Source organism: Pseudoduganella sp. jia 9 (assembly GCF_055502615.1).
Window position 1 is genome coordinate 94,496 of the sequence record NZ_JBUPWE010000004.1, and the last position, 26,532, is coordinate 121,027.

General features: G+C 66.8%; 21 protein-coding genes and 1 tRNA gene. 12 read left to right on the top strand and 10 right to left on the bottom strand.

Features of this window, described 5'->3' with window-relative positions; genetic code table 11:
- Positions 1–140: 140 nt before the first annotated feature.
- Complete coding sequence (locus tag ACY34H_RS05340) at positions 141–2,321, top strand: sugar nucleotide-binding protein (RefSeq protein WP_464976454.1); 2,181 nt, start codon at positions 141–143, stop codon at positions 2,319–2,321.
- 131 nt (positions 2,322–2,452) lie between these two features.
- Here the strand turns inward: ACY34H_RS05340 and ACY34H_RS05345 are convergent, their stop codons facing one another.
- A complete protein-coding gene (locus ACY34H_RS05345) occupies positions 2,453–4,420 on the bottom strand; it encodes a hybrid sensor histidine kinase/response regulator (RefSeq protein ID WP_464976455.1) in 1,968 nt (655 codons plus the stop codon).
- A gap of 138 nt (positions 4,421–4,558) precedes the next feature.
- Here ACY34H_RS05345 and bamE point away from each other — a divergent pair, with 138 nt between their 5' ends.
- Positions 4,559–5,578, top strand: coding sequence for an outer membrane protein assembly factor BamE domain-containing protein (gene bamE, locus ACY34H_RS05350; protein ID WP_464976456.1), 1,020 nt, complete (start codon positions 4,559–4,561; stop codon positions 5,576–5,578).
- Between the two features lie 27 nt (positions 5,579–5,605).
- Here bamE and ACY34H_RS05355 read toward each other — a convergent pair whose 3' ends face one another.
- Complete coding sequence (locus ACY34H_RS05355; RefSeq protein ID WP_464976457.1) at positions 5,606–6,349, bottom strand: YoaK family protein; 744 nt, start codon at positions 6,347–6,349, stop codon at positions 5,606–5,608.
- A 142-nt stretch (positions 6,350–6,491) separates the two neighbouring features.
- Here ACY34H_RS05355 and ACY34H_RS05360 point away from each other — a divergent pair.
- The 3 genes from ACY34H_RS05360 (at position 6,492) to ACY34H_RS05370 (ending at position 12,170) form a co-directional block, all read left to right on the top strand.
- Positions 6,492–6,567 (top strand) — tRNA-Phe (locus ACY34H_RS05360).
- Positions 6,568–7,112: 545 nt separating this feature from the next.
- Positions 7,113–9,446, top strand: coding sequence for a putative bifunctional diguanylate cyclase/phosphodiesterase (locus ACY34H_RS05365; RefSeq protein WP_464976458.1), 2,334 nt, complete (start codon positions 7,113–7,115; stop codon positions 9,444–9,446).
- A 294-nt stretch (positions 9,447–9,740) separates the two neighbouring features.
- Positions 9,741–12,170: a putative bifunctional diguanylate cyclase/phosphodiesterase gene (locus ACY34H_RS05370; RefSeq protein WP_464976459.1), complete on the top strand. Its 2,430-nt coding sequence runs from the start codon at positions 9,741–9,743 to the stop codon at positions 12,168–12,170.
- On the opposite strand, the gene ACY34H_RS05375 is transcribed toward ACY34H_RS05370, so the two are convergent.
- Both ACY34H_RS05375 and ACY34H_RS05380 read right to left on the bottom strand, forming a co-directional pair.
- Positions 12,151–12,561, bottom strand: a complete 411-nt coding sequence (locus ACY34H_RS05375; protein WP_464976653.1) for a carboxylesterase family protein — start codon at positions 12,559–12,561, stop codon at positions 12,151–12,153. The two genes, ACY34H_RS05370 and ACY34H_RS05375, sit on opposite strands and share 20 nt — an antisense overlap.
- Positions 12,562–12,972 (bottom strand): cupin domain-containing protein, encoded by a 411-nt coding sequence (locus ACY34H_RS05380; protein ID WP_464976460.1) that lies wholly within the window; start codon positions 12,970–12,972, stop codon positions 12,562–12,564.
- Positions 12,973–13,137: 165 nt separating this feature from the next.
- Between ACY34H_RS05380 and ACY34H_RS05385 the strand changes: the two genes are divergently transcribed.
- The 4 genes from ACY34H_RS05385 to ACY34H_RS05400 all read left to right on the top strand — a co-directional run bounded on the left by ACY34H_RS05385 (position 13,138) and on the right by ACY34H_RS05400 (position 16,831).
- Positions 13,138–14,133, top strand: a complete 996-nt coding sequence (locus ACY34H_RS05385) for a bestrophin family protein (RefSeq protein WP_464976461.1) — start codon at positions 13,138–13,140, stop codon at positions 14,131–14,133.
- Between the two features lie 118 nt (positions 14,134–14,251).
- Complete coding sequence (locus ACY34H_RS05390) at positions 14,252–15,265, top strand: LysR family transcriptional regulator (RefSeq protein WP_464976462.1); 1,014 nt, start codon at positions 14,252–14,254, stop codon at positions 15,263–15,265.
- A 7-nt stretch (positions 15,266–15,272) separates the two neighbouring features.
- Positions 15,273–15,878, top strand: a complete 606-nt coding sequence (locus tag ACY34H_RS05395; protein ID WP_464976463.1) for an Ohr family peroxiredoxin — start codon at positions 15,273–15,275, stop codon at positions 15,876–15,878.
- A 200-nt stretch (positions 15,879–16,078) separates the two neighbouring features.
- Positions 16,079–16,831 carry an SDR family oxidoreductase gene (locus ACY34H_RS05400; protein WP_464976464.1) on the top strand — a complete coding sequence of 251 codons (753 nt, stop codon included), beginning with the start codon at positions 16,079–16,081 and terminating at the stop codon, positions 16,829–16,831.
- 56 nt (positions 16,832–16,887) lie between these two features.
- On the opposite strand, the gene ACY34H_RS05405 is transcribed toward ACY34H_RS05400, so the two are convergent.
- The 5 genes from ACY34H_RS05405 to ACY34H_RS05425 all read right to left on the bottom strand — a co-directional run bounded on the left by ACY34H_RS05405 (position 16,888) and on the right by ACY34H_RS05425 (position 21,718).
- Positions 16,888–17,916: a GlxA family transcriptional regulator gene (locus ACY34H_RS05405; protein ID WP_464976465.1), complete on the bottom strand. Its 1,029-nt coding sequence runs from the start codon at positions 17,914–17,916 to the stop codon at positions 16,888–16,890.
- Between the two features lie 133 nt (positions 17,917–18,049).
- Entirely contained in the window at positions 18,050–18,991 is a 942-nt protein-coding gene (locus ACY34H_RS05410) for an MYG1 family protein (protein WP_464976466.1), read from the bottom strand.
- A gap of 172 nt (positions 18,992–19,163) precedes the next feature.
- The gene (locus ACY34H_RS05415) at positions 19,164–19,592 is read right to left on the bottom strand and encodes a YgiW/YdeI family stress tolerance OB fold protein (protein WP_464976467.1); all 429 of its coding nucleotides are present in this window, start codon (positions 19,590–19,592) and stop codon (positions 19,164–19,166) included.
- Between the two features lie 94 nt (positions 19,593–19,686).
- Complete coding sequence (locus ACY34H_RS05420; protein ID WP_464976468.1) at positions 19,687–21,063, bottom strand: ATP-binding protein; 1,377 nt, start codon at positions 21,061–21,063, stop codon at positions 19,687–19,689.
- On the bottom strand, positions 21,053–21,718 hold the full coding sequence (locus ACY34H_RS05425; RefSeq protein WP_464976469.1) for a response regulator: 666 nt from the start codon (positions 21,716–21,718) through the stop codon (positions 21,053–21,055). The genes ACY34H_RS05420 and ACY34H_RS05425 overlap by 11 nt, the downstream gene beginning before the upstream one ends.
- A gap of 336 nt (positions 21,719–22,054) precedes the next feature.
- On the opposite strand from ACY34H_RS05425, the gene ACY34H_RS05430 reads away from it, so the two are divergent.
- Genes ACY34H_RS05430 through ACY34H_RS05440 form a run of 3 tightly spaced genes read left to right on the top strand, consistent with a single transcriptional unit; the run spans position 22,055 to position 25,035 of the window.
- Positions 22,055–22,825, top strand: coding sequence for an HpcH/HpaI aldolase family protein (locus tag ACY34H_RS05430; RefSeq protein WP_464976470.1), 771 nt, complete (start codon positions 22,055–22,057; stop codon positions 22,823–22,825).
- A gap of 30 nt (positions 22,826–22,855) precedes the next feature.
- Positions 22,856–23,752, top strand: a complete 897-nt coding sequence (locus ACY34H_RS05435) for a 2-hydroxy-3-oxopropionate reductase (protein ID WP_464976471.1) — start codon at positions 22,856–22,858, stop codon at positions 23,750–23,752.
- On the top strand, positions 23,749–25,035 hold the full coding sequence (locus ACY34H_RS05440) for a glycerate kinase type-2 family protein (protein WP_464976472.1): 1,287 nt from the start codon (positions 23,749–23,751) through the stop codon (positions 25,033–25,035). The genes ACY34H_RS05435 and ACY34H_RS05440 overlap by 4 nt, the downstream gene beginning before the upstream one ends.
- 88 nt (positions 25,036–25,123) lie before the next feature.
- Here ACY34H_RS05440 and ACY34H_RS05445 read toward each other — a convergent pair whose 3' ends face one another.
- Positions 25,124–26,404: a GGDEF domain-containing protein gene (locus tag ACY34H_RS05445; RefSeq protein WP_464976473.1), complete on the bottom strand. Its 1,281-nt coding sequence runs from the start codon at positions 26,402–26,404 to the stop codon at positions 25,124–25,126.
- Positions 26,405–26,532: the final 128 nt, after the last annotated feature.

Here is a 26,532-nt window from a genome sequence, read left to right on the forward strand (position 1 = left end):
GCAATACGGCGACAGTCTTTTGATTTTTTCGCCATACTTTTCGCTCGTTCGACTAGCTCACCGACTATATGAAAAAAGATGACGCAATCCAAACCCGGGCGATCGAGCTTTGGGGCGGACTGGAAGGAACGGTCAACCGCGTGCGCGATCAATATTTCAGCCAGATGGACCAGAACGGGCACGGCCAGCGGCTCAGCGACCTGGACCGCTTCGCGGCACTGGGCATTTCCGCCATCCGTTATCCAGTACTGTGGGAACTCACGGCTCCCGATGGAATCGAGCAGGCCGACTGGACCTGGGCCGACGAGCGCCTGCCGGCGCTGCGCGACCTGGGCGTGAACCCCATCGTGGGCCTTGTGCACCACGGCAGCGGCCCGCGCCACACCAGCCTCGTCGATCCCGAGTTCGGCCCCAAGCTGGCCGAATTCGCCGGTGCCGTGGCACGCCGCTTCCCCTGGGTCGAGTACTACACTCCCGTCAACGAACCCTGCACCACCGCGCGTTTTGCCGGCCTGTATGGCGTGTGGTATCCGCATGGCCGCGACGATCTCACGTTCCTGCAGGCGCTGATCAACCAGTGCAAGGGCGTGGTGCTGTCGATGCGGGCGATCCGTGAAGTCAACCCGAACGCCAAGCTGGTGCAGACGGACGACCTGGGCAAGACCTACAGCACGCCCGAGATGGCCGAATGGGCCGACTTCTATAACGAACGGCGCTGGCTCGCCTGGGACCTGCTGTGCGGCACGGTCGATGAAGACCACGCGCTGTGGAAATACTTCCTGAAGAGCGGCATACCTGCCGAGGACGTTCTGTGGTTCCGCGACAATCCCTGCCCGCCGGACGTGATGGGCCTGAACTATTACATCACCAGCGAACGCTGGCTCGATCATCGGGGCGATCGCTACCCGGCCCAATACGTGGGCCCGCACGGTTTCGCCGACATCGAAACCGCCCGCGCGCTGGCCACGCCGACACCGGGCATCGCGCCGCTGCTGGAAGAAACGTGGGAGCGCTACGGCTTGCCAATGGCGGTGACGGAGGCGCATATCGACGCCAACCGCGAAGACCAGCTGCGCTGGCTGTACGAAGTGTGGAACGCCGCGCACGAGGTGCGCCGCAAGGGCGCGGACATGCGCGCCGTCACTGTGTGGTCGCTGCTCGGTTCGTACGACTGGAATTGCCTGGTCACCGAATGCCGCGGCTATTACGAGAACGGCGCCTACGACCTGCGCTCGCCCGAACCGCGCCCGACGGCGCTGGCCCGGCTGATGCGGGAACTGTCGAGCGGGCGCACGCCGTCGTCGCCGGTGCTGCAGGGGCTGGGCTGGTGGCGCCGGCCGGGCCGTTTCCTGTGCCCGCCGGTGGCCACCAGCGCCACCGTCGCGGCACTGCCCGCCGAACGCAACCTGGCCCACCGACCGGTGCAGCCGATCCTGATCAGCGGCGCCACGGGAACGCTGGGCAGCGCGTTCGCCCGCATCTGCGAGGAGCGCAACCTGGCGTTCAAGGTACTGACGCGGCAGGAGATGGATATCGCCGATCCCGCTTCGGTGGAAGCGGCGATCCGCAAGCACCGGCCGTGGGCGGTCATCAACGCCGGCGGCTACGTGCGGGTTCACGATGCCGAACAGGAATCGGACCGCTGCCTGCGCGAGAATGCGCATGGCCCGGTGGTGCTGGCCAATGCCTGCGCACGCCACGAGATCCGGCTGCTGAGCTTTTCCAGCGACCTGGTGTTCGATGGCTCGAAAGGCACCGCCTATGTGGAAAGCGACCCGGTCGCACCGCTGAACGTGTATGGCCAGAGCAAGGCCGAGGCGGAGCGGCGCGTGCTGGCGGTGAATCAGAACGTGCTGATGGTGCGCACCAGCGCCTTCTTCGGCCCGTGGGATCGCCACAACTTCGTGACGCTGGCGCTGCAGGCCTTGCAGGAAGGCCGCGCCTTCACGGCTGCCAGCGACCTGGTGGTGTCGCCGACCTATGTGCCGGACCTGGTGCAGACCTGCCTGGACCTGCTGATCGACAACGAGCACGGCATCTGGCACCTGTCGAATGGCGACGCGGTATCGTGGGCCGAGCTGGCACGCCGCGTCTGCACGCTGGCCGGGCTGGACGAGTCGCTGGTCGATGCGCAGCCGGCGACCGCGCTGGAAGGCCAGGCACCGCAACCGCGCTACTCGGCGCTGGACAGCGAACGTGGCAAGCTGATGCCCACACTTGACGACGCCTTGCAGCGCTACCTGAAGGCGGTGGAGGAAGTACGGCGCCAGGGCGATACACATGTGGGCGCGGCACAGGCGGCGCACTACGGCAGCAGTTGATCGTTGCGGCCGGCCGGCAGCGCGCCGGCCGGCCGCGCACCGCTGGCACCACATGCATCGCACGCACCGCACGCAAGACCATCGCGGCCCCTTTCACGGGGCCGCTTTTTTTATGTGGCTTACCGGTTCGATCAGGTCGGCGCGCGCAGGTGCCGCGCCAGGTCGGCCAGCCGGTATGGCTTGCCGACGAAATCGAATTCGCCCAGGTCCGCCGGCTCGCCTTGCAAGGCCTGCTGCGGGTAGCCCGATGCGATGATGACCTTGATCCGCGGCCAGCGCTCGCGCACCGTGCGCGCCAGCTCCAGCCCCGTCATCCCGTTCGGCATCATCAGGTCGGTGAACAGCACGTCGAAGCGCGCATCCACGCCGTGCTGCTCCAGCAGGCGCAGCGCGGCCACGCCATCCGGTGCGCTGTGCACCTGGTACCCCATCGTTTCAAACAGGTCGCAGGCGACAGCCATCACCAGCTGGTCGTCCTCGACGATCAGCACGCGCTCGGCATGCGGCTGTGCGCCGGCATCCGCTTCGTTCACATGCTCGTGGGCCGGCAGGAACAGGCTGATCGCCGTGCCCTTGCCCAACTCGGTGCGAATCTGCACGTCGCCGCCCGATTGCGTGATGAAACCATAGACCTGCGACAGCCCCAGGCCGGTGCCCTTGCCGACCGGCTTGGTCGTGAAGAAGGGCTCGAACGCGCGGTTCACCACGTCCGGCGTCATGCCGGTGCCGCTGTCGCGCACCGTCACGCGCACGTAGTCGCCGGGCGGCAGCGTGCCTACCTCGTGCTCGCCCAGCCGCACGTTGCGCGTTTCCAGCGCCAGCGAGCCGCCGCCCGGCATGGCATCGCGCGCATTGACGATGAGGTTCAGCAGCGTGGCCTCGAAGCGGGCTTCGTCGACGACGATGCTGGCCAGCCGCGGCGCCAGGTCGAACACGAACGATACCTGCGGGCCGCTGGCCCGGCGCAGTACCTGCTCGAAGCTGCCGATCAGCGCATTGGCCTGGTGCAGCTCGGCGGACAGGGGCTGCTGGCGCGCGAACGACAGCAATTGCTGCGTCAGCAGCGCGCCGCGGTCGATCGCGCGGCGCATGCTGTCCAGCACGCGCAGCGTGGTCGTGCCGGGGTTCTGCGCGTGCAGGATGTCGACACCGGACGACAGCACGGCCAGCAGATTGTTGAAGTCGTGCGCGACGCCGCCGGTGAGCTGGCCGATCGCTTCCATTTTCTGCGCCTGGAACAGCGCATTGCGGGTCTGTTCGAGCGACTCGGCCGTGGCGCGCTGCTCGGTCACGTCGCGCGTGATCTTGGCGAAGCCGATCAGCGTGCCCCGCTCGTCGTGGATGGCATCGAGCACGGCGTGGGCGAAGAAGCGGGTACCGTCGCGGCGCACGCGCCAGCCTTCGCTTTCGAAGCGGCCTTCGCGCGCCGCCGTTTCCAGCGCGCGCTGCGGCACGCCGGCGGTGCGGTCTTCGTCGGTGAAGAAGCGGCTGAAGTGACTGCCCAGCACTTCTTCCTCGGTAAAGCCCTTGATGCGCTGCGCGCCCACGTTCCAGTTGGTGATCTCGCCTTGCGGCGACAGCATGTAGATCGCGTAGTCGGTCACGCCCTGCACCAGCAGGCGGAAATGCTGCTCGCTCTGCCGCAGTGCTTCCTGGGCGGCGCGCCGGTCGGTGATGTCGCGCGTGATCTTCGCGAACCCGACCAGGATGCCTTGCGCATTGCGGATCGGGTCGATGACGACGCTGGCCCAGAAGCGCGTGCCGTCGTTGCGCACGCGCCATCCCTCGCCTTCGAAGCGCCCTTCATTGCGTGCCGCGCCCAGCGCCCGTTCGGGCAGCGCGGCGGCCCGGTCTTCTTCCGTATAAAAGCGGGAGAAGTGCTGCCCCATGATCTCGTGCGCCTTGTAGCCCTTGAAACGCTCGGCGCCTGCGTTCCAGCTGCTGACATAACCTTCCGAATCCAGCATGTAGATCGCGTAGTCGCTGATGCTGGCCACCAGCAGCTCGTAGCGCTGCTGGAAATCCGGCAGGGCCGGCTTGGTGGGCGAAGGCACGGGCGCAGGCACGGGCGACGAACTGTTGGCTGCGTTTTCGCTCATCGTGTCTTTCGCTGACGTTATTATCCGGCGATTGTAACGCCAACCGTGCGAGCGCACGGGACACTGGCGCGTACCATCGGAGCTGTTCAGGACAGCGAAACATCCATGTTGCAACTTATTAACAATTTGCATTGCGGGTTGCTATTCTTGGCCTTGGCGGGCAGCGGCGGCGCGGCCGCCGCGCCGTCCACGGACCAGCCGGTTCCCCGCGTTGCCGTCACGGCCACCCGCGATCCTGTCGATAAATCGTACCGCCGCATGATCCGTGGGATGGACCGCTTCGCGCGCGAGGCAGCCGTGCTGGCACCGGGCGCCGCGCTGCGCTTTCGCCTGCTGCCCCGGCTGGCCGGCACGCCGATGGAAGGCATCGAGATGAAAGTGGTGGGCGACACGGTCAGTCTCCCGGTGCCGGTGGGAGCCGATAACGGCTTTACGCTGGCACGCGACGAACGCGCATGGCACGAGGATGCGGCGCTGGTGGCCAACCGCCGCACCGCCAGCATGACCTGGCGCGCGGAGGTACGCAGCCCCGGCGTGCCCGATGGCATGCGGCGCCTCGGCGACCTGCGCCTGGAATGCCGGGTCGGCATGGAGGCGGGACTGGTGTCGAACAATGCCCACCTGTTCGCGTGGCTGGGCGACCTGCTGGCGAATCCGGACAAGGTTTGCGAGGATGCCGACGGGCGTTACCTGTTCTTTGCCGAACGCCCGGTATTCGCGGTGACGCTGCATGCGAACGGCCGCGCCACGCCGGCATTGCTGCGCCTGCTGTACGCCGGCGGCCGCGTGCAGGCGCCGGACCTGCCGTACTGCGACTGCCAGGTGCTGCTCGACCGCAGCTACCACGCCCCCATCTGGGACCGTGCCTGGCCGGACGATACGCTGCTGTCGTTTGAAACCATGGACGATCCGCCGCCGCCCGGCGCCCCCGCCGCCCCCGGCGTGGAACCGGGCCACACACGCGAACAGGTGCGCACGCTGCTGGGGCCCGGTACCGTGGCGACGTTCCGCGACGGCCGCGAAGCATGGCTGTATCCACGCGCGGACGACCGCCGCGCCGAGGGAAAACCGGAGTACCTCGTGCTGTTCGATGCCGGCGGCCGGGTCGCGAAGAGCCGCATGCGCCCGGCAACGAACGCGTTGCCACGCCAGGAATAACTCACGCACGTTGGCTGCGGCGTCGATCTATTGCACGCGCAGCTGGCGCAGGTCGTCCACCAGGGGCACGATCGCCAGCACGACAAGCATCATCGCCAGCGGTACCGTGGCCGCGTAGCCGAGCCGGGTGAAGCCCACCGCCCCGGCGACGCCGCCAGCGAAGAAGCACAGCGCCAGCATGGCGAGCAGCTGAAGGCGCGTCCTGTTCGCCACCACGGGTGCCGCCGCGCGATCGCGGTTCGGATACAGGGCCTTGCCCAGTTCGATACCGATATCGGTCATCACGCCGGTGATGTGCGTGGTGCGGATCTCCGCGTTCGACAGCTTGGTGATCACGGCATTCTGCAAGCCCATCATGAAGCACAGCAGCGCGATCGTGGCCGGCACGATCAGCACCTCGACCGATGCCAGCCACGTGCCCAGCACGCCGAACGCCAGCAGCAGCACCGCTTCGAGCAGCAATGGCAGCGCATAGATGCTGTGCAGCTCCCGCCGGCGCGCATAGTTGACGATCAGCGCGCAGCAGGCAGCGCCGCCGACAAAGGCCAGCAGCGCCCCCAGGCCGGCGGCGGCCAGGCCATAGGCGCCGCCGGCGATATCGTCCGCCACGGCCGACACGATGCCGGTCATGTGCGAGGTGTACTGGTGAACCGCGATGAACCCGCCGGCATTGGCCGCGCCGGCCACGAAGGCGAGCACCATGCCGAGCTGCCGGTTGCCGCCGGCTTCGCGCTGGCGTCCCGTCAGGCGGCGGGCATAATTGAGGGGCATCCCGACTCCCGGCCAAAAGTCCAAAGTACACCCGCGCCCGGCCGCGGGTCAATGGCCGAGCAGTTCGGCCAGGCAGTGCGCCGGGCCATCTGCACAGGGGGCTAGGCAAACCCGGAACAGGGCTGCTATAATTGCGCGCCTTGGCCTGGTAGCTCAGTTGGTAGAGCAGAGGATTGAAAATCCTTGTGTCGGTGGTTCGATTCCGCCCCGGGCCACCAAGAATTCGGCAGTACAAACGAAACGCCAACCCTTGCAGGTTGGCGTTTTTGTTTGCGCGATTCTTTTGTTTGCGCGGTTCGCCAGCGCCGCCGGCGTCCGCCTGTGCATGGCAAGCCGCCCGAGGCCGTTCAGCTACATGGGCCGCTTTCACTGGATTACCATCGAAAAAGTCGGCCATTTCCCGGCGCAATACCTGGCCAAACCGGTCGAGTGGTCATACGGGAAGGCACGGGGCAAGCGCTGAGGTGCGCTGCGCGCCCCCGGTACGCGATGCGCGCTCCGGTTCGCCACCGTCACAACGCCATGCCTGTCGGTGAAATGTGACGGCATTTTCCGCGGGCTGGCACTATTGCGAACACTGTTTCGCCTCTTTCATTGAAATCGGGGCTATGCTGGCATGGTGCCCGCCGCGGCGTCGCTGGCACGCTACGACAACCGCTGCAACTGGTGCTGCCTGACGCATCCCGTGCCCGGCAGGATCCTTCATCAAAGAAAGTCGCATCGCAATGAATACATCATTGCTTCTTTGGACCCTGGGCCCTCCGTGACGCCGGATAGCGATATCGCGCACTGGCGCAGCCAGATCATCTCCCGCATGATCGCCATCGTGCTCGTGCTGGGCGTCATCACCGCCGTGCCCAGCATTGTCCTGGCGGTGCGCAACGGCATGTGGGCGATGATCGCCGTCGATCTCTTCGCGCTGGCCTGGCTGGCCGCACTCTGGCGCCTGCCGAACTTGTCCTACCGGACACGCGTGGTGAACTTCATCGCGATCGTTTTCTTCGCCTCGATCGGCCTGATGATGAACGTGGGATACGTTGCGCAGGTTTTCCTCATGTCGCCATCGGTGTTCGCCGTCGTGCTGCTGGGAATGCGACCGGCGCTGGTGGCGGTGGCCGCCAGCGGCCTCGTCATCCTGGTACTCGGCCTTACCGGCCTGGCACGGCCGGACCTTGCCGGTTTTCCCGCCGACGGTGCCGTGGCCCCGATCCTGGCCACGCTGAACTTCCTGTTCATTGGCACCATGATCACCGTATGCTGCGGAACGCTGCTGCAAAAGCTGACGAAGTCGCTGGCCGACCTGCACCAGTTCGCGGCATCCCTCGAAGCGGGCAAGAATGCGCTGCACGCGGCCAACGCGGAATTGCGGCTCACCGCCGCCGCAGTGGCCCAGCTCAACGACAGGGTCATCATCGCCCGCGCGAGCCCGGATCCCAGCCAGCCACAGCCCATCATCTTCGCCAACGATGCGTTCTTGCGCGGCACCGGCTACACACGCGAGGAAGTGCTCGGCCGTAGCATGACCATGTTTTCCGGCCCGGAAACCGATGCGGCCGAGGCGGCGCGCATCGCCGGCAAAATGGTACGCGGCGAAGGCATATCGACCGAGCTGCAAATCCATGGCAAGTCCGGCGCGCCCCAATGGGTCGAGCTGGACATCTCGCCCTTCCTGGACGAGACCGGCGCACATACGCATTGGGTGATCGTCGGACGCGACATCGGCGAGCGCAAGAAGGCGGCCAACGCGATCCACCAGCTGGCTTATTACGATGTGCTGACCGGCTTGCCGAACCGCCGGCGCCTGATGGAACAGCTCAACGCCCGGCTGGCGCAGGCGGACAGCGCCCGCGGTGCCCTGCTGTTCATCGACCTCGACCACTTCAAGTACGTCAACGACGCACGCGGCCATGCCACCGGCGACGACCTGTTGCGCAATGCAGCGCATGTCATCTCCAGCCTGGTGCGCGGCGACGATATGGTGGCGCGGCTGGGTGGCGACGAGTTTGTCGTACTGCTTAGCAGTATCGCCGGCGACGAAGCCGATATCGCGGCCGCGGCAATGGCCCGCGCACAGGCGATCGGCACGGCGCTGGCCCGCGAGATCGCCATCGACAGCCATCACTACAGCACCTCGGCCAGCATCGGCATCGCGCTGATGCTGCGCCCCGGCCAGAGCGCCGACGACCTGCTGCGCGAAGCGGATACGGCGATGTATCGCGCCAAGGCCAATGGCCGCAACGGCGTTGCCCTGTTCGAGTCGACCATGCGCGCCGAGATGGAACAGCGGCTGACGCTCGAGGGCGACCTGGCAAATGCGTTGAAACGGGACGAGCTGGCGATGCACCTGCAACTGCAGTTCAATGCGGAAGGCCGCCCGGCGGGGGCCGAACTGCTGATGCGCTGGCGCCGGGCCGATGGCCGGATGGTGCCCCCGGATATCTTCATCCCCGTGGCCGAATCCACCGGCCTGATCGTCCCGCTCGGCGATTGGGCCCTGCGCCAGGCCTGCCTGGCGTGGCGGCAACTGGCGGCGCAGGGCCACCCTCTGCCCCTGTCCGTCAATGTCAGCCCCACACAATTTCGCCAGGCCAACTTTGTGGAATCGGTACGGTGCGTGCTCGCGGAAACCGGCACGCCACCGGATCAGTTGATCCTGGAAGTGACGGAGAGCATTGCCGTCGGCGACCGCGACGGCACGATCGCCCGCATGCGCGAACTCGCCGACCTGGGCATCCGCTTCTCGATCGACGATTTCGGCACCGGCTACTCGAACCTGGCCTACCTGAAGCGCATGCCGCTCTACGAGCTGAAGATCGACAAGAGCTTCATCCACGAGATGCCGGGCGACGCGGACGGCACGGCCATCGTGCGCTCGATCCTGGCCATGGCCGCGCAGTTGCGCCTGCGCGTGGTGGCCGAGGGTGTCGAATCGCGGGAGCAGGCGCAGTTTCTCGCCGCCAACGGCGCGCCGTTCATGCAGGGCTACCTGTTCGCGCGGCCGATGCCGTTGGCCGACGTGCTGGCCGAGCTGGCGAAACCCGGCAAGGCGCGGCCGGACCATGAGGACCGGGTTGCCGGCTTCGCTGGACGAATGTAGTCAGGCAGCGCATTTTCCAGCCGCCACTGGATCGTCACGGGGCGGGTGCGGTGGGCGCTTTCAGGGGTGACCTATCCCCATGGAGGACAGTCGCCCTCGCAACCGGCAGCTTCGGGTTTTTGGACGATTCCTGACGTCGCAAGTACCGCTCCAGCGCCGCGCCAGCGCAACACTAAGCGACATCCACATGTATCAATGAATGACAGCCATGCCAATTTCGGGTATCATGTTGCATTGCAGCAAAACATAGTGCATTTAATACAAGTGTACATTGTGCTCCCCGAAGGTGCTCCCGTGACTCCCCATACCGATATCGCCCACTGGCGCAGCCAGATCATCAGCCGCATGATCTCCATCGTGCTCGTGCTGGGAATCATCACCGCCGTGCCCTCGATCGCGATGGCCGTGCGCAATGGCATGTGGCCGGTGATTTCCGTCGATCTCCTGGCCATCGCCTGGCTGGCGGCGCTCTGGCGCCTGCAGCGCCTGTCGTACACCGCGCGGGTGGTGAATTTCATTGCGATCGTTTTCTTCGCCTCGATCGGCCTGATGGTGAACGTGGGACACATTGCCCAGATCTTCCTGATGGCGCCACCGGTGTTTGCGGTCGTCCTTCTGGGGATGCGCCCGGCGCTGGCGGCGGTCGCTGGCGGCGGCCTCGTCATCCTGGTGCTTGGCGTTACCGGCCTGGCACGGCCCGACCTGGCCGGATATCCGAAGGATGGTGCGGTGGCCCCGCTGCTGGCGGCCGTGAACTACCTGTTCATCGCGACCATGATCACGGTATCGTGCGGAACGCTGCTGCAAAAGCTGCTGAAATCGCTGGCCGACCTGCACCAGTTCGCCGGGTCGCTCGAGGAAGGCAAGAACGCGCTGCAAGCCGTCAACGCGGAACTGCGGCTCACCGCCGCCGCCGTGGCCCAGCTCAACGACAGGGTCATCATCGCCCGCGCCACCAGGGGAGTGGACCAGCCGCAGCCGATCATCTTCGCCAACGATGCGTTTGTCCGCGGCACCGGCTACGCGCGCGAAGAGCTGCTCGGCCAAAGCATGACCCTGCTTACCGGGCCGGACACCGATCCCGTGGAGGCGGCGCGCATCGCCGATGCGATGGCGCGCGGCGAAGGAGTCTCGGCCGAACTGCAGATCTATGCGAAGTCCGGGGTGCCCCAATGGGTCGAGCTGGACATCTCGCCGTTTCTCGACGAGTCCGGCGCGCATACCCATTGGGTGATCGTCGGGCGCGACATCGGCGAGCGCAAGAAAGCCGCCACCGCGATCCACCGGCTGGCTTACTACGACGTGCTGACCGGACTGCCGAACCGTCGCCGGCTCATGGAACAGCTCGACGCCCGGCTCCTGAAGGCAAGCAGTGCCCGTGGCGCCCTCCTCTTCATCGACCTGGATCATTTCAAGTATGTGAACGATGCGCGCGGCCATGCAACCGGTGATGCCCTGCTCAGGAACGTAGCGCAGGTCATCTCCAGCCTGGTGCGCGGCGACGACATGGTCGCGCGCCTGGGTGGCGACGAGTTCGTGGTGCTGCTGACCGGCATCGCCGGCGACGAAACCGCCGTGGCCACCGCGGCCACGGCGCGCGCGCAGGCGATCGGCGCAGCGCTGGCCCGGGAGATCGCCATCGACAACCACCACTACAGCACCTCGGCCAGCATCGGCATCGCGCTGATGCTGCGCCGCGACCAGAGCGCCGACGACCTGCTGCGCGAAGCGGACACGGCGATGTACCGCGCCAAGGCCAACGGGCGCAACGGCGTTGCCCTGTTCGAGTCGACCATGCGCGCCGAGATGGAAGAGCGGCTGACCCTCGAGAACGACCTGGCAAATGCACTCAAACGGGGCGAGCTGGCGATGCACCTGCAATTGCAGTTCGATGCGGACGCGCGCCCGGCCGGTGCCGAGCTGCTGATGCGCTGGCGCCGTGCCGACGGCCGCATGGTACCGCCGGATGTCTTCATCCCCGTGGCCGAATCCACCGGCCTGATCGTCCCGCTGGGCGACTGGGCCTTGCTGCAGGCCTGCCTGGCATGGCGGGAACTGGCCGCGGCGGGTCATGCAATGCCCCTGTCGGTCAACGTCAGCCCCTCGCAGTTCGGCCAGGCCGGCTTCGTGGCGTCGGTGCAGCGCCTGCTCGCGGAACACGGCATGCCGCCCGATCAGCTGATCCTGGAAGTCACGGAAGGCATCGCTGTCGGCGACCAGGACGGCACGATCGCGCGCATGCGCGAACTCGCCGACCTGGGCATCCGCTTCTCGATCGACGATTTCGGCACCGGCTACTCGAACCTGGCCTACCTGAAGCGCATGCCGCTGTACGAGCTGAAAATCGACAAAAGCTTCATCCGCGAAACGCCGGGCGATGCGGACGGCGCCGCCATCGTGCGCTCGATCCTGGCCATGGCCGCGCACCTGCGGCTGCGCGTGGTGGCGGAAGGCGTCGAAACGCAGGAGCAGGCGCGGTATCTCGCGGCCAACGGCGCGCCGCACATGCAGGGCTATCTGTTTGCACGGCCACTGCCGCTGGGCGACGTGCTGTCCGAACTGGCCAGCCTGGGGCAGGCGGCGCCTGACGACGCGGCCACGTCCCACGCCGCCGTCGCGCAGCACGCGGCCGCCGCGCCGGCGAACACTTACATCAGAAAGAGGCTGTCCCGCGGCAAGTTCCCGCGCTCTTTCATGCTGCCGGTCATTCGGGGCGCTGCGTAAACAACGAAAAGTCGGGCAACTGCGCAGGCAACTGCGCGGGCGACTGCGTCGATAACTGCGTCGATACCTGCGCCGGGCCATTGCCGCCGATGCGCATGATGGATGCGTTGCCTTCGTCGAACGCCGGCCATGACGGCAGGTCTTTCCCGTCCGGCTGCCCCGTGGCGGCAAAATTGACCCACGTCCTTGCCAGCCGCGTTGCCAGCTGCCGATCCGCGGCCGTCCACGCGCGCGGATCCAGGTCTCCATCGGTTCGTCGGGCCGGCTGGCGCCAGGCTCCGGGCCTCGATACCCTGTCTTGCCTGCCGGTTCCGGCGATAGGGCATGCTAACGGCTTTTGCTTGCCGGCGGCTTTGCAATTTTCATCACTGCGCCTTTTGAAATTCGCCAGTCAATGTACCGGGATGACGGGCGGCTTGTTGCTGTCCTTAAGCAGGAATACCAGGAATCTGGCCGGTTTCGTCCTGCTGGCATTGCGGCCCACCGTGTGCAGGTCCGCCGGGCCTTCGTAGAATGTCTGCCCGGCCTTGAGCGTATGCTCCTTGCCGCCCTTGACACCCATGACGATGGAACCTTCCAGCACGTAGATGAAGCCATGCGCATCGTGGCGATGCACCGGGTCGGCGCCGCCGGGCGGATAGTCGACCGTGATCATCAGCACCTCCTTGCCGGGGTAGTCGGCCAGCGCCTGGGTGAACAATGCCGTGACGACTGGATCGGGGGCGGCCGCGGCGGCCGGTTGCGACAGCAGTGCGGCGGCCAGGATGCCGGTGGCGGCGCCGATTTTCTTCAGTGTATGCATGATGGGGTCCTCGATTGAGCGCCGCGAACGGGCGGCAGGACCGAAGTGTAGGGATCGGCCGCTACCCGCAGTAGTCCCGCGCCGGGCGCCACACTGGTGCCCCAGGAACACCAATCGCAACGGCTGCACCGTGGCACAGTGACTCTTTATCATGGAGGCCCGGCCATGCATATTGGACAATCCTACGGCGTGCTGGAATTCGTGCGCTGGACCCGCCGCAAGGCGTGCATCGTGGCCGCCATCGCCGTGGTGCCGGTGGCGCTGTACCAGCTGGCCGGCTGGCACTGGCTGGCGATACCGTGGCCGGTGCTGGCCCTGCTGGGAACCGCGGCCTCCTTCATCGTCGGCTTCAAGAACGCCCACACCTACGGGCGCACCGTCGAGGCACAGCAGGTCTGGGGCACGATCACGGCCGTCAGCCGCTACTGGGGATTGATCAGCCGCGACTTCGTCAACAGTGCAGAGGCACGCAAGGACCTGGTCTACCGCCACCTTGCGTGGCTGACCGCGGTGCGCTACGAACTGCGCGGCCCGCGCGTCTGGGAGTCGGCCGCGCGCCGCCACAATGCCGAGTACCAGCGCCGTGCCTACGAGGTGCCCGAACACCGCACGCCAGTCGACAGCGCGCTGCGGGAATACCTGCCGCCGCAGGCGCTGGCCGAACTGGTGCAGCGCGGCTGCCCCGCGCGCGACCTGATGGCCCTGCAGAGCCAAGCGATACGCGAGCTGTATGCAAGCCAGCAAATCCCGGTGCTGCACCATGCGGAGATGCAGAAAACGCTGAAGGATCTGCTCGATCAGCATGCGCGCGCGGAGCGCATCAAGAATTTTCCGTATCCGCGCCAGTACGCGATCATCCATTCCATCCTGGTATGGACGTTCGCCTTCCTGCTGCCGTTCGGCGTGGTCAGGGAATTCGCCAGGCTGGACGATGGCGCCGGCCCGATGGCCTGGCTGGCCATACCGTTCAGCATGCTGGTGGCATGGCTGTACGTGGCGCTCGACCAGGTTGGCGAAAGCACCGAAAACCCGTTCGAAGGCGGCGCCAACGACGTGCCGATCTCGCGGATCTGCGCCGGCATCGAGATCGAACTGCGCGAGCTGCTCGGCGAAACGGCCATCGCTCCCCTGCCCCCGGCGCGGAACGACATCGTGCTGTAGCGGTACCCTGCCCTGGCGCGATTCGCACGGTATTTGTCATTTACGGCATGCATTCGCCGCAACTATGATGAAAAGGACATTGCGGGCCCGCGGGCGGGTCCGGTACGGAAAGGATGGCATGAAGAACGAAGGTTTCGGTACGGGAGAAAGGGGCGCTGCCCCGGCGGTGGATGCGCTGGCATCCAGTTTCGCCACGACCTATGCTGGCGTGCTGGCCTTCATCGCCGTGGTCCATGAAGGCAGCTTCGCCAGGGCGGCCGAGCGGCTCGGCATCGGCCGGTCGGCCGTCAGCCGCAGCGTGCAGAAGCTTGAAACGCAGCTCGATACGCGCCTGTTCCTGCGCACCACGCGCAGCACGTCGCTGACGAGCGAGGGCGAGGCGTTCTATGCCAACTGCAAGCCCGGTGTCGAGCGCATCGTGCAGTCGGTCGAGGACATGCGCGAACTGCGCTGCGGTATCCCGCGCGGCCGGCTGCGCCTGCACGCAACGGCCGACTTCGGCCGCAAGGTAGTGGCACCGCTGCTGCGCGGCTTTCATGCCGCCTACCCCGATATCCTGCTGGACCTGGTACTGGAAGACGGCGCCGTCGACTTCATCGCCGACCGGATCGACGTCTCGTTCCGCAACGGCCGCATGGACGACGGCCAGGTCGTGGCGCGGCAGCTGATCCCGATGCAGATGCTGGTGTGCGCCGCCCCCGACTACGTGCGCGCCCGTGGCCTGCCGGCCACCATCGACGAGCTGAAGGAGCACCGCTGCGTCAACCTGCGCCTGCCGTCCGGCCAGCCCGGCGAATGGGAATTCAAGGAACATGGCCTGCCGCGCAAGCTGCTGCCGCACGCCGTGCACAGCTTCAACGATGCCGGCCTGGTACTGCAGGCGGTGCTCGACGGCGAAGGCCTGGCGCAGATGGCCGGCTACCAGGTGTCCGACCACCTGCGCGCCGGCCGGCTGGTGGCCTGCCTGCCGCAGTACGCGCCGGACGACCGCGGCCACTTCATCTGCTACCTGAGCCGCCACCACCTGCCTTCGCGCATCCGCGTCTTTATCGACTACATGGTGCCGCGCATCCGCGCGCTCGACCTGCATTGCCTGACCAGTTTCACCGCCTCCCCCGCCGGCGCTGCCTGAGCTGTGCATGCCGGCGCATTGGTGCCTGGCGGGCAACACGGTGCTGCCCCACGCGGCACTGGCGGGCCCCGCCACCCGGCCCTACACTGGGCCATACCAACGCGGGAGAGCACAGTTGAAGAAGCGGCTGGCACCACCATCGATTGCGCTGCTCGACAAATACGTGGGTGACGAGTTCCAGCCGCTGTACTCGACCACGGTCCGGGTCAGCGGCGGCGAGACGGCCCACGGCCGCGCTTCCGGCATCGCCCGCTCCGACGACGGCAACCTGGAACTCGCACTGCGCCTGCCGGATGCCCTGGGCGGCCCCGGCGGCGGCACCAATCCCGAGCAGCTGTTCGCTGCCGGCTTCGCGGCCTGCTTCCACGGCGCCCTCAACCTGCTGGCCACCAGGGCCGGTATCGCGGTCGCCAACGCCACGGTCGACGTCTCCGTGACGTTCGGCCGCGACCCGGTCGACGGCTTGTACACGCTGACGGCGGACGTGCGCATCGACCTGCCGGGCGTGCCGCGCCCCATCGCGGAAGACCTCATCCGCAGCACCGAGCGCGTGTGCCCCTACGCCAAGATGGCACGCCAGGGCATTGTCTGCGTGGTAGCCCTGGTGCGCTGACCGGCCGTTGCCGGCACGCGCAGCCGGGCTGCCAACGGCCTCGTCATGGCTGCGCCGATTGGTGCTTCCGGCTCACCACGGTGCCGCCCGCCACGGGCCTACCGCCCTGCCTTCCCCGCGCCTAGACTCGATTCCGTAGCAAGGCTTCGGCAAACACAATCCCCGCCGCGCGCGGCTTCATCACCTACTGAAAGCACATCATGAAAATCATCGTCATCGGCGGCACCGGCCTGATCGGCAGCAAACTGGTCGCCATCCTGAAAGAGCGCGGCCACGAGGCCGTGGCCGCATCGCCCGATTCCGGCGTGAACACGCTGACCGGCGAAGGCCTGGCCGACGCGCTGGCCGGCGCCGACATCGTGGTGGACGTGGCCAACTCGCCATCGTTCGCGGACGACGCCGTGATGGAATTCTTCACCACTTCCGGGCGCAACCTGCTGGCCGCCGCCGCCGCCGCGGGCATCAAACATCACGTGGCGCTGTCGGTGGTGGGCACCGAGCGGCTGGCCGGCAGCGGCTACTTCCGCGGCAAGATCGCGCAGGAAAAGCTGATCCGCGAATCGGGCCTGCCGTACACCATCGTGCACTCGACGCAGTTCTTTGAATTCCTGGGCGGGATCGCCGCTTCGGCCGCCGATGGCGACACCATCCGCCTGTCGCCGGCCTATGTGCAGGCCATCTCGTCGGATGATGTCGCGCTGGCCATGGCCGACTACACGCTGGGTGCGCCGCAAAACGGCGTGGTGGAAATCGCCGGCCCGGAACGGGTGCGCCTTGCAGACCTGGTGCAGCACTACCTGGCATTCAAGAACGACCCGCGCAAGGTGGTGGCCGATGTGCATGCGCTCTATTTCGGCGCGGAACTGAAGGACGACACGCTGGTGCCCGGCGCCAACCCGCGCCTCGGTTCGATCAAGGTGGACACCTGGCTGCGGGCCCAGGCGGCACGCTGACTCAGCGGCGAAGAACGGCGGCGAAGAACGGCGGAGAACACCGGAAAACCGCCCGGTCAGGCCGCCTGCGCCGCCATGCCTTGCGCCACCAGCCGCTGGCGGTACTCGGAGGGCGACAGTTGCAGGTGGCGCTGGAAGCTCTTGCGCATTCTGCCTTCGTCGCCGAAGCCGCACAGCAGCGCGATCTGGTCGATGTTGCGGTCGGAATCCTCCAGCAGGCGCCGGGCCGCTTCGAGGCGGAATTTTTCCACCGCCCTGGCCGGGGTCAGGCCGGTCTTTTCCTTGTAGACCCGGGTGAAATTGCGGGGGCTCATCTGCATGCGCTCCGCCAGCCGTTCCACTCCCAGGTCGGGCGCCGCCAGGTTTTGCAGTATCCACATGTGCAGGTCGTCGAACAGCGGCGCATCCTTCGCCTGCGCCTGCAGCATCCAGCTGAGCTGCGGATGGCCGCTCGGCCGTTTCACGAATACCACCAGTTCGCGCGCGACCGCCAGCGCCACGTCGCGGCCGCAATCCTCCTCCACCAGCGCCAGCGCCAGGTCGATGCCGGCAGTAACGCCGCCCGAGGTCCAGGTGGCCCCCTGCTGCACGAAGATCGCTTCGCGGTCCACGTCGATCCCCGGATAGGCCTGGCGCAGCGCATCGCACATCAGCCAGTGCGTGGCGGCGCGCTTGCCCTCCAGCAGGCCCGCCGCGGCCAGCACGAAGGCCCCGGTGCACACCGACGCCGTGCGCCGCGCGCCTGCCGCGCGTACGCGCACCCAGTCCACCAGCGCGCCCGAGCGGGCGACAGCGTCGACGATGTCCGGCGCTCCCGGCACGACAATGGTATCGACCGCGCGATCCTGGAACCCGGCCAGGGCTTCGGTCTGGAAACACACGCCCTCCAGGGTCGGCACCAGGCCGCCGCCGAGGCTGACGGTATGGCGCGCATAGCCCGGCAAGCCGCGTTCCTCCATGATCTTCGAGGCGCACCAGAACACGGTTTGCGGGCCGGCGATGTCGAGCATGCACATGCCTGGAAAACCGATGAACAGCACCAGGCGCGGTTGCCGGTCCGGCAGGACGGGAACGGGCGAAGTCATGGTCTAGGGGGCTGGATTTGAACGGCGGCAAACTGTATCGCAGTCTATGCCGGCATTTCCAATAAGACAAGTGACGCGGGGAGATGCCCGATCCATGCGGCGACGCCGGCCGCCGGGCCGGGCGCCAGCGCTTTCATGCGACAGCCTGCAATGCCTGCAAGGCCATCGCGTACGCCCCTTCATAGGATTTAGCGGCGGCGATGAAGCGGCCGTTATGGCAGAACGCGGCGTCCGGCACGCCGGTCACGGCGGCCAGTTCCGCATCGCGCAGGCCGGCCCATGGCGCCGGCAGGTCGGCCCGCGCCGCGAAACTCTCCGGGCTCACGGGCACCGTGTGCAGCATGTAGCGGTTCTCGGCAATGCTGTGGCTGAGCACGAACAGCACCTTCGGCATTTCCTTGCGCACCACCTGGGTCCACGGCAGCGCGCTATTGCGCAGGAAGAGCAGGCGGCCATCCTCCAGCACTTCCGAATCGCGCACCTGCTCCACCGCCAGCAAGGCGCCGACGCGGTACTTGATCGCGTTGACGAGGATGTCGGTCAGCAGGGCCATCGCACGCCGGAACTGCTCGAGCCGGTAGACATCCGCTGCGCCGTCGTAGCCCAGCCTTTGCTCGTCGAGCCAGTTGGGATTGAAGCCGGAGATCACCGCCGACAGGCCATAGCCGCCCGGCGCGTTCTTCGCGGCGCCGACGTCGGACAGGTCGAGGTATTGGACGATGTCGGCATCGATCGCATAGGCGATTTCGCGTGCCGTGTCGTTGGGAAGCTGCTGGCCGGTATGCGCCAGCGCCAGCGCGCTCACGCAGCGGGCACCGTACTCGCGCCACACCAGGCCGGCGCTGGCGTACGGCACTCCGGTCTGCCGGGCGCCGTCGAAGCCTTTCTGATGGTGGTCGAAACGGCCGGCGGCCGGATTCCAGATGCCGCCGACATCGACTGCGAAATCGGCCGCCTCGATGACGGCCGGGTCGCGCGTGCGAACCAGTTCAGCGTCCGGGAACAGGACGAACAGGACGGCGGCGGCCCACGCGTCGTCCGCGTGGAATTTGCCGTTGTGGGTGACGATCACCATGTGAATCTCCGGTAGCGTGGCCGCGCGGGTGCGGCCTTTCATGGTGATGATACCGGTTGGCGCCCTTGCCGGCGCCGGGCAAGGGGCTGGCGGCCAGGTCCGCGTCAAAACCGGTGTCCGAAGAGCCGGTGTCCGACACCAGCATGCCTCACCGGTTGGCGCCCTTGCCCGATTACTTGCCGACGACCTTCATCTGGTCCACGTCCAGCTTCGATTCGCCGATCATGTCCTTGTCGAATTCGCCGTACAGTTCCACCTCGGTGGTGTGGTCGACCTTGACGCCGGCCGGGAAGCGCTTGTCGTCGATTTCCACGGTAATCTTGCCGCTGGCGTCGGCGAACTCGTATTCCTCGTCCCCCTTGTGGCTCAGCAGCTTGCCTTTCAGGCGCACTTTCTGGTCGTCCTTGCCGTTGGCCAGCAGGTCCTTCGCCGTCATCAGCGGCACGCTCGACGGGCCGGTATAGCCGCCGGGAGCGGCCTTGGCGGCCGTGGCCGGCGCCGCGGCGGCGGACGGGCCGCTGTAGCCGCCCGTCTGGGCAACGGCGACGGCCGACGCGGCCAGCACGACGGTGATGCAGGAAAGTTGGATGAAGCGTTTCATGGTCGGTCCTCCGATTGGTTGAGTGAGCCGCCGCTGGTGACTCGAATGGGCGGCGGGCATGGACGCATTACACCGAGCGGACATGAATGGAATCTTAAGGAACCGGCAGTTCCACTGTCGCACCCAAGCCGCGCCCATCGAGCCCGGGGCCGAAGGCCAGCTTGCCGCCATGCAGCTCGACGATCCGCTGCACGATCGACAGCCCCAGCCCGCTGCCACCCTGCCCCTGCCCCAGCACGCGGAAGAAGCGCTCCGTCAGGCGTGCCATGGCGGCCGGGTCGACGCCCGGGCCGTCGTCGCGCACCGTGAGGCGCGCATGCCTTTCGATGCGCGACGCTTCGATGTCGATGCGGCTGCCGTCCGGGCAGTAGCGCAGCGCGTTGTCGACCAGGTTGCGCAGCGCGATTTCCAGCATGTGCGGGTTGGCGTCCACCGCATCCGGTTCGCAGCGCACGGTAAGCGCGATGCCACGTTGCGCAGCCTCCTGCGCATGCGCGGCACGCACCCGCTCCAGCAGCGGTGCCAGTGCCACCGTTTCGCGATCGAGCTGCTCGCGCGACAGCGGGTCCATGCGGGCCAGCGCCAGCAGGCTGTCGACCAGCGCCGTCACGCGGCCGATATCGTCGCGCAGCTTGCGGAACGGGCCGGCGAGATCGGGATGCTGCCGCTGCAGCAGCTGCACGTGCATGTGCAGGCCGGCCAGCGGCGTGCGCAGTTCGTGCGCGGCATCCGCCGTGAAGCGGCGCTCGGCCTGCAGCGCCGCGTCCAGCCGCGCCAGCACGCCGTTCAGCGCCTGCACGATCGGCAGCAGTTCCCTGGGCTGGCCCGCGAGCGGCACCTGCGCCAGGTCGTCCGGCGTCTTGGCGGCGATGGCCGAGGCGGTGCGGCGCAGCGGCTGCAGCACGCGGCCCGTGAGCAGCCAGCACACCAGCGCCAGCAGCGCCAGGAAGCCCAGCACCGGCAACCACAGATGATCGGCCAGTTCCTCCAGGATGTCGAATCGCTTGGAATGTTTCTGGCCGACCTGTACCTCGACATTGCGCTCCTTGTCGCGCACCACGAAAACGCGCCAGCGCCGCTTGTCCACGTCGACGTCGGCAAAACCATCGTCGTCGTCGAAGCCGGCCACGAACGGCCGTGCCGGCGCGCCGCCGGTGCGCTGGATCACGCGGCCGGCGACGACGAGCTGGTATTGCATGTCCACCTTGCGGTCCTGCGCGCTGCCGGGCCGCGCCAGCGCCAGCAGGCCGCGCTCGTCCCAGTCGGTGGTGGCGGCCATCAGCATGTAGCCGGATTCCTCCAGCGCATCGTCGAACACGCCATTGGTCTCCTGCCAGGCGATCACGGTAACGATGCCCAGGCTGGCCAGCCACAGCACGGTGCTGGCCACCACGATGGCGGCCAGCAGGCGCCGCCGCAATGACCACGGTCCCTGTTCCCGCCGCCCTGGCGCGGCGCTGTCAGTCGCCATCGCTCTTCAGGCGGTAGCCCAGGCCGCGCACGGTCACGATGCTGTCGCTGCCCAGCTTCCTGCGCAGGTTGTAGATGTAGACCTCGATGGCATTGCTTTCCACTTCATCGCCCCAGCCATACAGCGTTTCCTCGATCTGCGCGCGGGTGACGATGCTGTTTTTGCGCAGCAGCAGTGCATACAGCACGTGGTATTCGCGCGCCGTCAGCGCCACCGGCTGGCCGGCCAGCGTGGCTTGCCGGGTGTCGAGATTCAGGGAGATGTCGCCATGGACCAGTGCATTGCTGGCCTGGTCCGCGCCGCGGCGCACCGCGGCGCGGATGCGGGCCGACATTTCTTCCAGCTCGAACGGCTTGACGAGGTAGTCGTCGGCGCCCAGGTCCAGCCCTTCCACCCGGTCCGCCAGTGCATTGAAAGCGGTGATCAGGATCACCGGCACGCGATTGCCTTCCGCGCGCAGTTGCGCCAGCAGCGTATCGCCGGACAGGCCGGGCAGGCCGCGATCGAGCAGCACGCAGTCGTAGCGGTGGGTCATCAGCGCGGTGTGCGCGGAGTCGCCGCGCTGCACCCAGTCGACGGCATGCTGGTCCAGGCGCAGCCAGGCCTGGATGGTGTCGCCAAGGGAAATGTCGTCTTCGGCCAGCAGGATGCGCATGAGGGAACCGGGCAGGAAATGGGTGACAACGTGATCACAACGGATGAAGTATGCCGAAAGTGGCGACCATGCGCCGGCCAGGTGAAGCGGATCTTAAGACAGAAAACGCACGGCCCAATGTTGAGGCAGATCAAATTAATTAAAAAATAAGTTGTATGACGTCGTACAAATACGTGGTATCTTGCTTTCTATGTTGCACATGCGCACTACATTTTAGTACTGAAATTTCGCTTAACCTTTGTTTCTTAAGTATCTTATGTCTTATAGATGACTCCGGAAAGCCGGCAATCCATTGCTGGGTTGTACGACGTCATATAACATTTTATGGAGGAAGACATGAATGTGCCTGTGAATCCTTTCAAGCAAGCCTTGCTCAATCGCCAGATGCAGCTTGGCCTGTGGTCCGGCCTGTCGAGCCATGTGACGGTGGAAGTACTGGCCAACGCCGGCTTCGACTGGCTGCTGATCGATACCGAGCATTCGCCGAACGAGCTGCCGATGGTGCACGCGCAGTTGCAGGCGGTGGCACGCGGCGCCACCCACCCGATCGTGCGGCCGACGTGGAACGACACCGTGGTCATCAAGCGCCTGCTCGACATCGGCGCGCAAACGCTGCTGATCCCGTTCGTGGAAAACGCCGACGAAGCGCGCAATGCGGTAGCCGCCACCCGCTATCCGCCGCTGGGCGTGCGCGGCTATGCCGCCGCGGCCCGCGCCTCGGACTTCGGCCGCATCAAGGACTACCCGCACGCCTGCGAAGCGCAGCTGTGCGTGCTGCTGCAGGTGGAGACGCCGACCGCACTGGCCAATATCGAAGCGATCGCCGCGGTGGATGGCGTGGACGGCATCTTCATCGGCCCCGGTGACCTGGCGGCCAGCATGGGCCACATCGGCCAGATCGGCCATCCGGACGTCGTCGCCGCGATCGACGATGCCCTGGCGCGCATCCGCGCCACCGGCGTCCCGGCCGGCATCCTGGCGTCGGATGAAAAACTGGCGCGGCGCTGGATCGAACAGGGCGTGGACTTCATCGCCGTCGGCAGCGATACGGGCCTGCTGGCGCGCGGCGCCGAACAGCTGGCCGCCAAATTCAAGAACGTTGCCTGACCAATCATTTCAATACGAGGAAAAGACACTATGAGCAAAATCGGATTCATCGGCCTGGGCATCATGGGTACGCCGATGGCGGGCCACCTGCTGCGCGGCGGCCATGAACTGTTCGTGCATGACGTCAAACCGATTCCGGCCGAATTGCTGGACGGGGGCGCCCAGGTGCGCGACTCCGGCCGCGCGGTGGCGCAGGATGCGGAGATCGTGATCGTGATGGTGCCGGATACGCCGCACGTGGCGGCCGTGCTGTTCGGCGAAAGCGGCGTGGCCGAGGGCCTGTCGGCGGGCAAGGTGGTGGTCGACATGAGCTCGATCTCGCCGATCGAGACCAAGCAGTTCGCGGCCCGCATCAACACCCTCGATTGCGACTACCTCGATGCGCCGGTTTCGGGCGGCGAAGTGGGCGCCCGCGCCGGCAGCCTGACGATCATGGTGGGCGGCACGCCCGAAGCTTTTGCCAGGGTCAGGCCGTTATTCGAACTGATGGGCAAGAACATCACCCTGGTGGGCGGCAACGGCGACGGCCAGACCACCAAGGTGGCCAACCAGATCATCGTGGCGCTCAACATCGAAGCGGTGGGCGAGGCGCTGCTGTTCGCCGCCCGCATGGGTGCCGATGCCGGCAAGGTGCGCGAGGCCTTGATGGGTGGCTTTGCCGCCTCGCGCGTGCTGGAAGTGCACGGCGACCGGATGGTCAAGCGCACCTTCGATCCGGGCTTTCGCATCGAGCTGCACCAGAAGGACCTGAACCTGGCGCTGGCCAGCGCGCGCCAGCTGGGCCTGTCGCTGCCCAATACCGCCACGGCGCAGCAGCTGTTCAGCGCCTGCGCCGCCCACGGTGGCGCGGCATGGGATCATTCGGCACTGGTGCGCGCGCTGGAAACTCTGGCCAATTTCCAGATCGGCGACACGGTAAAAGAATGATGCAGCCGACATCGACGCAAACCGTGAAACCTCGCGAGCTGCTGCGCGCGATGTTCGATGCGGCGGTGGCGGCCGCGCAGCCGGCGCTGTGCCTGCCGCCGCACCTGCCGCCGCCGCCGCGCGGGCGCACGCTGGTGATCGGCGCCGGCAAGGCATCGGCCGAGATGGCACGCGTGCTGGAGCGCCACTGGCCGGGCGACCTCACCGGCCTGGTCGTCACGCGCTACGGCTATGCCGTGCCGTGCGAGCGCATCGAGATCGTCGAAGCGGCCCACCCGGTGCCGGACGAAGCCGGCCTCGCCGCCGCGCGACGCATGCTGGACTTCGTGGCGGGCCTGACGCCCGACGACCTGGTGATCTGCCTGATCTCGGGCGGCGGTTCCGCCCTGCTGCCGCTGCCGGCACAAGGCCTGGCGCTGGCCGACAAGCAGCACCTGAACAGCGCACTGCTGGCCAGCGGCGCCACGATCAGCGAGATGAACTGCGTGCGGCGCCACCTGTCCGCCATCAAGGGCGGCCGGCTGGCGGCGGCATGCCACCCGGCGCGCGTGCTGACGCTGCTGATTTCCGACGTCCCGGGCGACGACCCGGTGGACATCGCCAGCGGCCCTACCTGCGCCGATGCGACCACCTGCGACGATGCGTTGGCCGTGCTGCGCCGCTACGGCATCGAGGTGCCGGCCCATGTCCGCGCGGTACTGGAAAGCGGCCGCGGCGAATCCGTGAAGCCGGGCGACCCGCGCCTGGCGGGCAACGAGATCCGCTTCATCGCCACGCCGCAGATGGCGCTGGAAGCTGCCGCCGCCGTGGCCGCCGGCGCCGGCGTGCCGGCGCATATCCTGGGCGACGGCATCGAGGGCGAGGCACGCGAGGTGGGTATCGTGTTGTCGGGGATTGCCCGGCAGGTGGCCGCGCGCGGGCAGCCGTTCACGGCGCCATGCATCCTGCTGTCAGGCGGCGAGACCACGGTGACGGTGCGCGGCAACGGCCGCGGCGGGCGCAATGTGGAATTCCTGCTGTCCCTCGCGGTGGCGCTGAACGGGCACGCAGGCGTGCATGCGATGGCCTGCGATACCGACGGCGTCGACGGGCAGGAGGAAATCGCCGGCGCCTACGCCGGCCCGGATACGCTGGAACGGGCCCGGCAACTGGGCATCCGCCCGCGCGACAGCCTGGCCGGCAACGATGGCCACGGCTTCTTCCAGGCACTGGACGATTCGGTGGTGTGCGGCCCCACGCTCACCAATGTCAACGATTTCCGGGCGATCCTGATCGAGGGTTGAACACCGCCCGGCGCTTCTCGCACAGGCCGCAGGACAAGGCGCATCGTCGAAGACAGTACTTCAGTACGGCGAGACGAATGCAACGCAGTCATGTGGCCTGTGGTGCAATGCGGATCTGGTTGCGCCCGGCCTGTTTTGCTTCATACAGCATCGCATCGGCACGCAGGAACAGTTCATTGCCGGTCTTGTATTCAGGGTAGGCCGCCACGCCGCCGCTGAACGAGAAGTGGCGCACGGTGCCCGGCGTGACCTCGAACGGGATCGCGCCGAATGCCAGCCGCATCGCATCGAGCCTGCGCGCGCCCTCCTCGAGCGCGCAATCCCAGAACACGATGACGAATTCCTCGCCGCCGAATCGGCTCAGCAGGTCGTGCTCGCCGACATGCGACGACAGCGTCAGCGACAGCCGCTTGATGACGATGTCGCCGAAGTAGTGGCCCCAGGTGTCGTTGATGGTCTTGAACTTGTCGATGTCGACCACGCCGAGCGCCAGCGGCCGCTTTTCGCGGCCGGCGTCGCAGATCAGCTCCTGGGTTTTCTTTTGCAGGCCCACCTTGTTCAGCAGCCCGGTGGCGCGGTCCTTGCCGATCAGGTCCTTGCTGACGCGGATCTTGTTGGCACGGTTCACCAGCTGCGCCGTCAGCAGTTCGGGCGTGATCAGGGGAATGATGGCGTCGAAACCGCTGGCCAGCGCTTTGCGCGTCAGGTCCACGTCGACACGGCGCTGCAGCATCATGATTTCGCGCACCGGGTCCGCCTCGATATTTTTCTTCAGCACGCGCACGATCGCCTCGGTGCCCTCGTATTCCACATCGGCGATCAGCACCATGTCCGGCTGGGATTCCTTGACGCGCAGGTGCAGCGTGTGGGCATCGTCGTAGCGAACCAGCTCGACACGCTGTGCCAGCAACGCCGCCGCATCGACGTGCGCCGCATCGCCCAGGAAGATCAGGCGCACCAGGTCGCCGCGCTTCTTCTGCACGAACAGGTTGAACAGCTTGTCGACCAGCACGTCGTTGGCGATCGGCTTCTCCGCGTAGGCCAGGCAGTCGCTGTCCACCAGGCGCTGCTGCAGCAGGAAGCGGCCGCCCTGGCGCGCCGACTGCAGGTAGACATAGCTGTGGCCGGCCGGCAGCCGCGCCAGCAATTCACTGAGCAGCAGTGTCTTGCGGGCCGACTGCATATCGGCCTGCATGTGCAGCAGCGCATCGAGATCGATCACGAACAGGCTGTTGCCGCTGCTGGCTTCGACGGCCTGCGCAAAATCGCTGACTTCGCTGAAGAAAGCGATGTCGAAGTCGTACTTGTGCGCATGCAGCAGCAGCTCGGCCTTGTTGTCCTTGATGAAGTAGCTCTGTGACAGCAACAATGCATGGTTTCTGTAAAGCGGCGCTTCGCTGGTCATGGTCCGTGATGTCCGTCGTGGCGTTAGGCACCACCTTACACAAGAACCGCGCGGCAGGTCGCAAATTCGGAAGCGCCGCCGTTGCTCGCCGT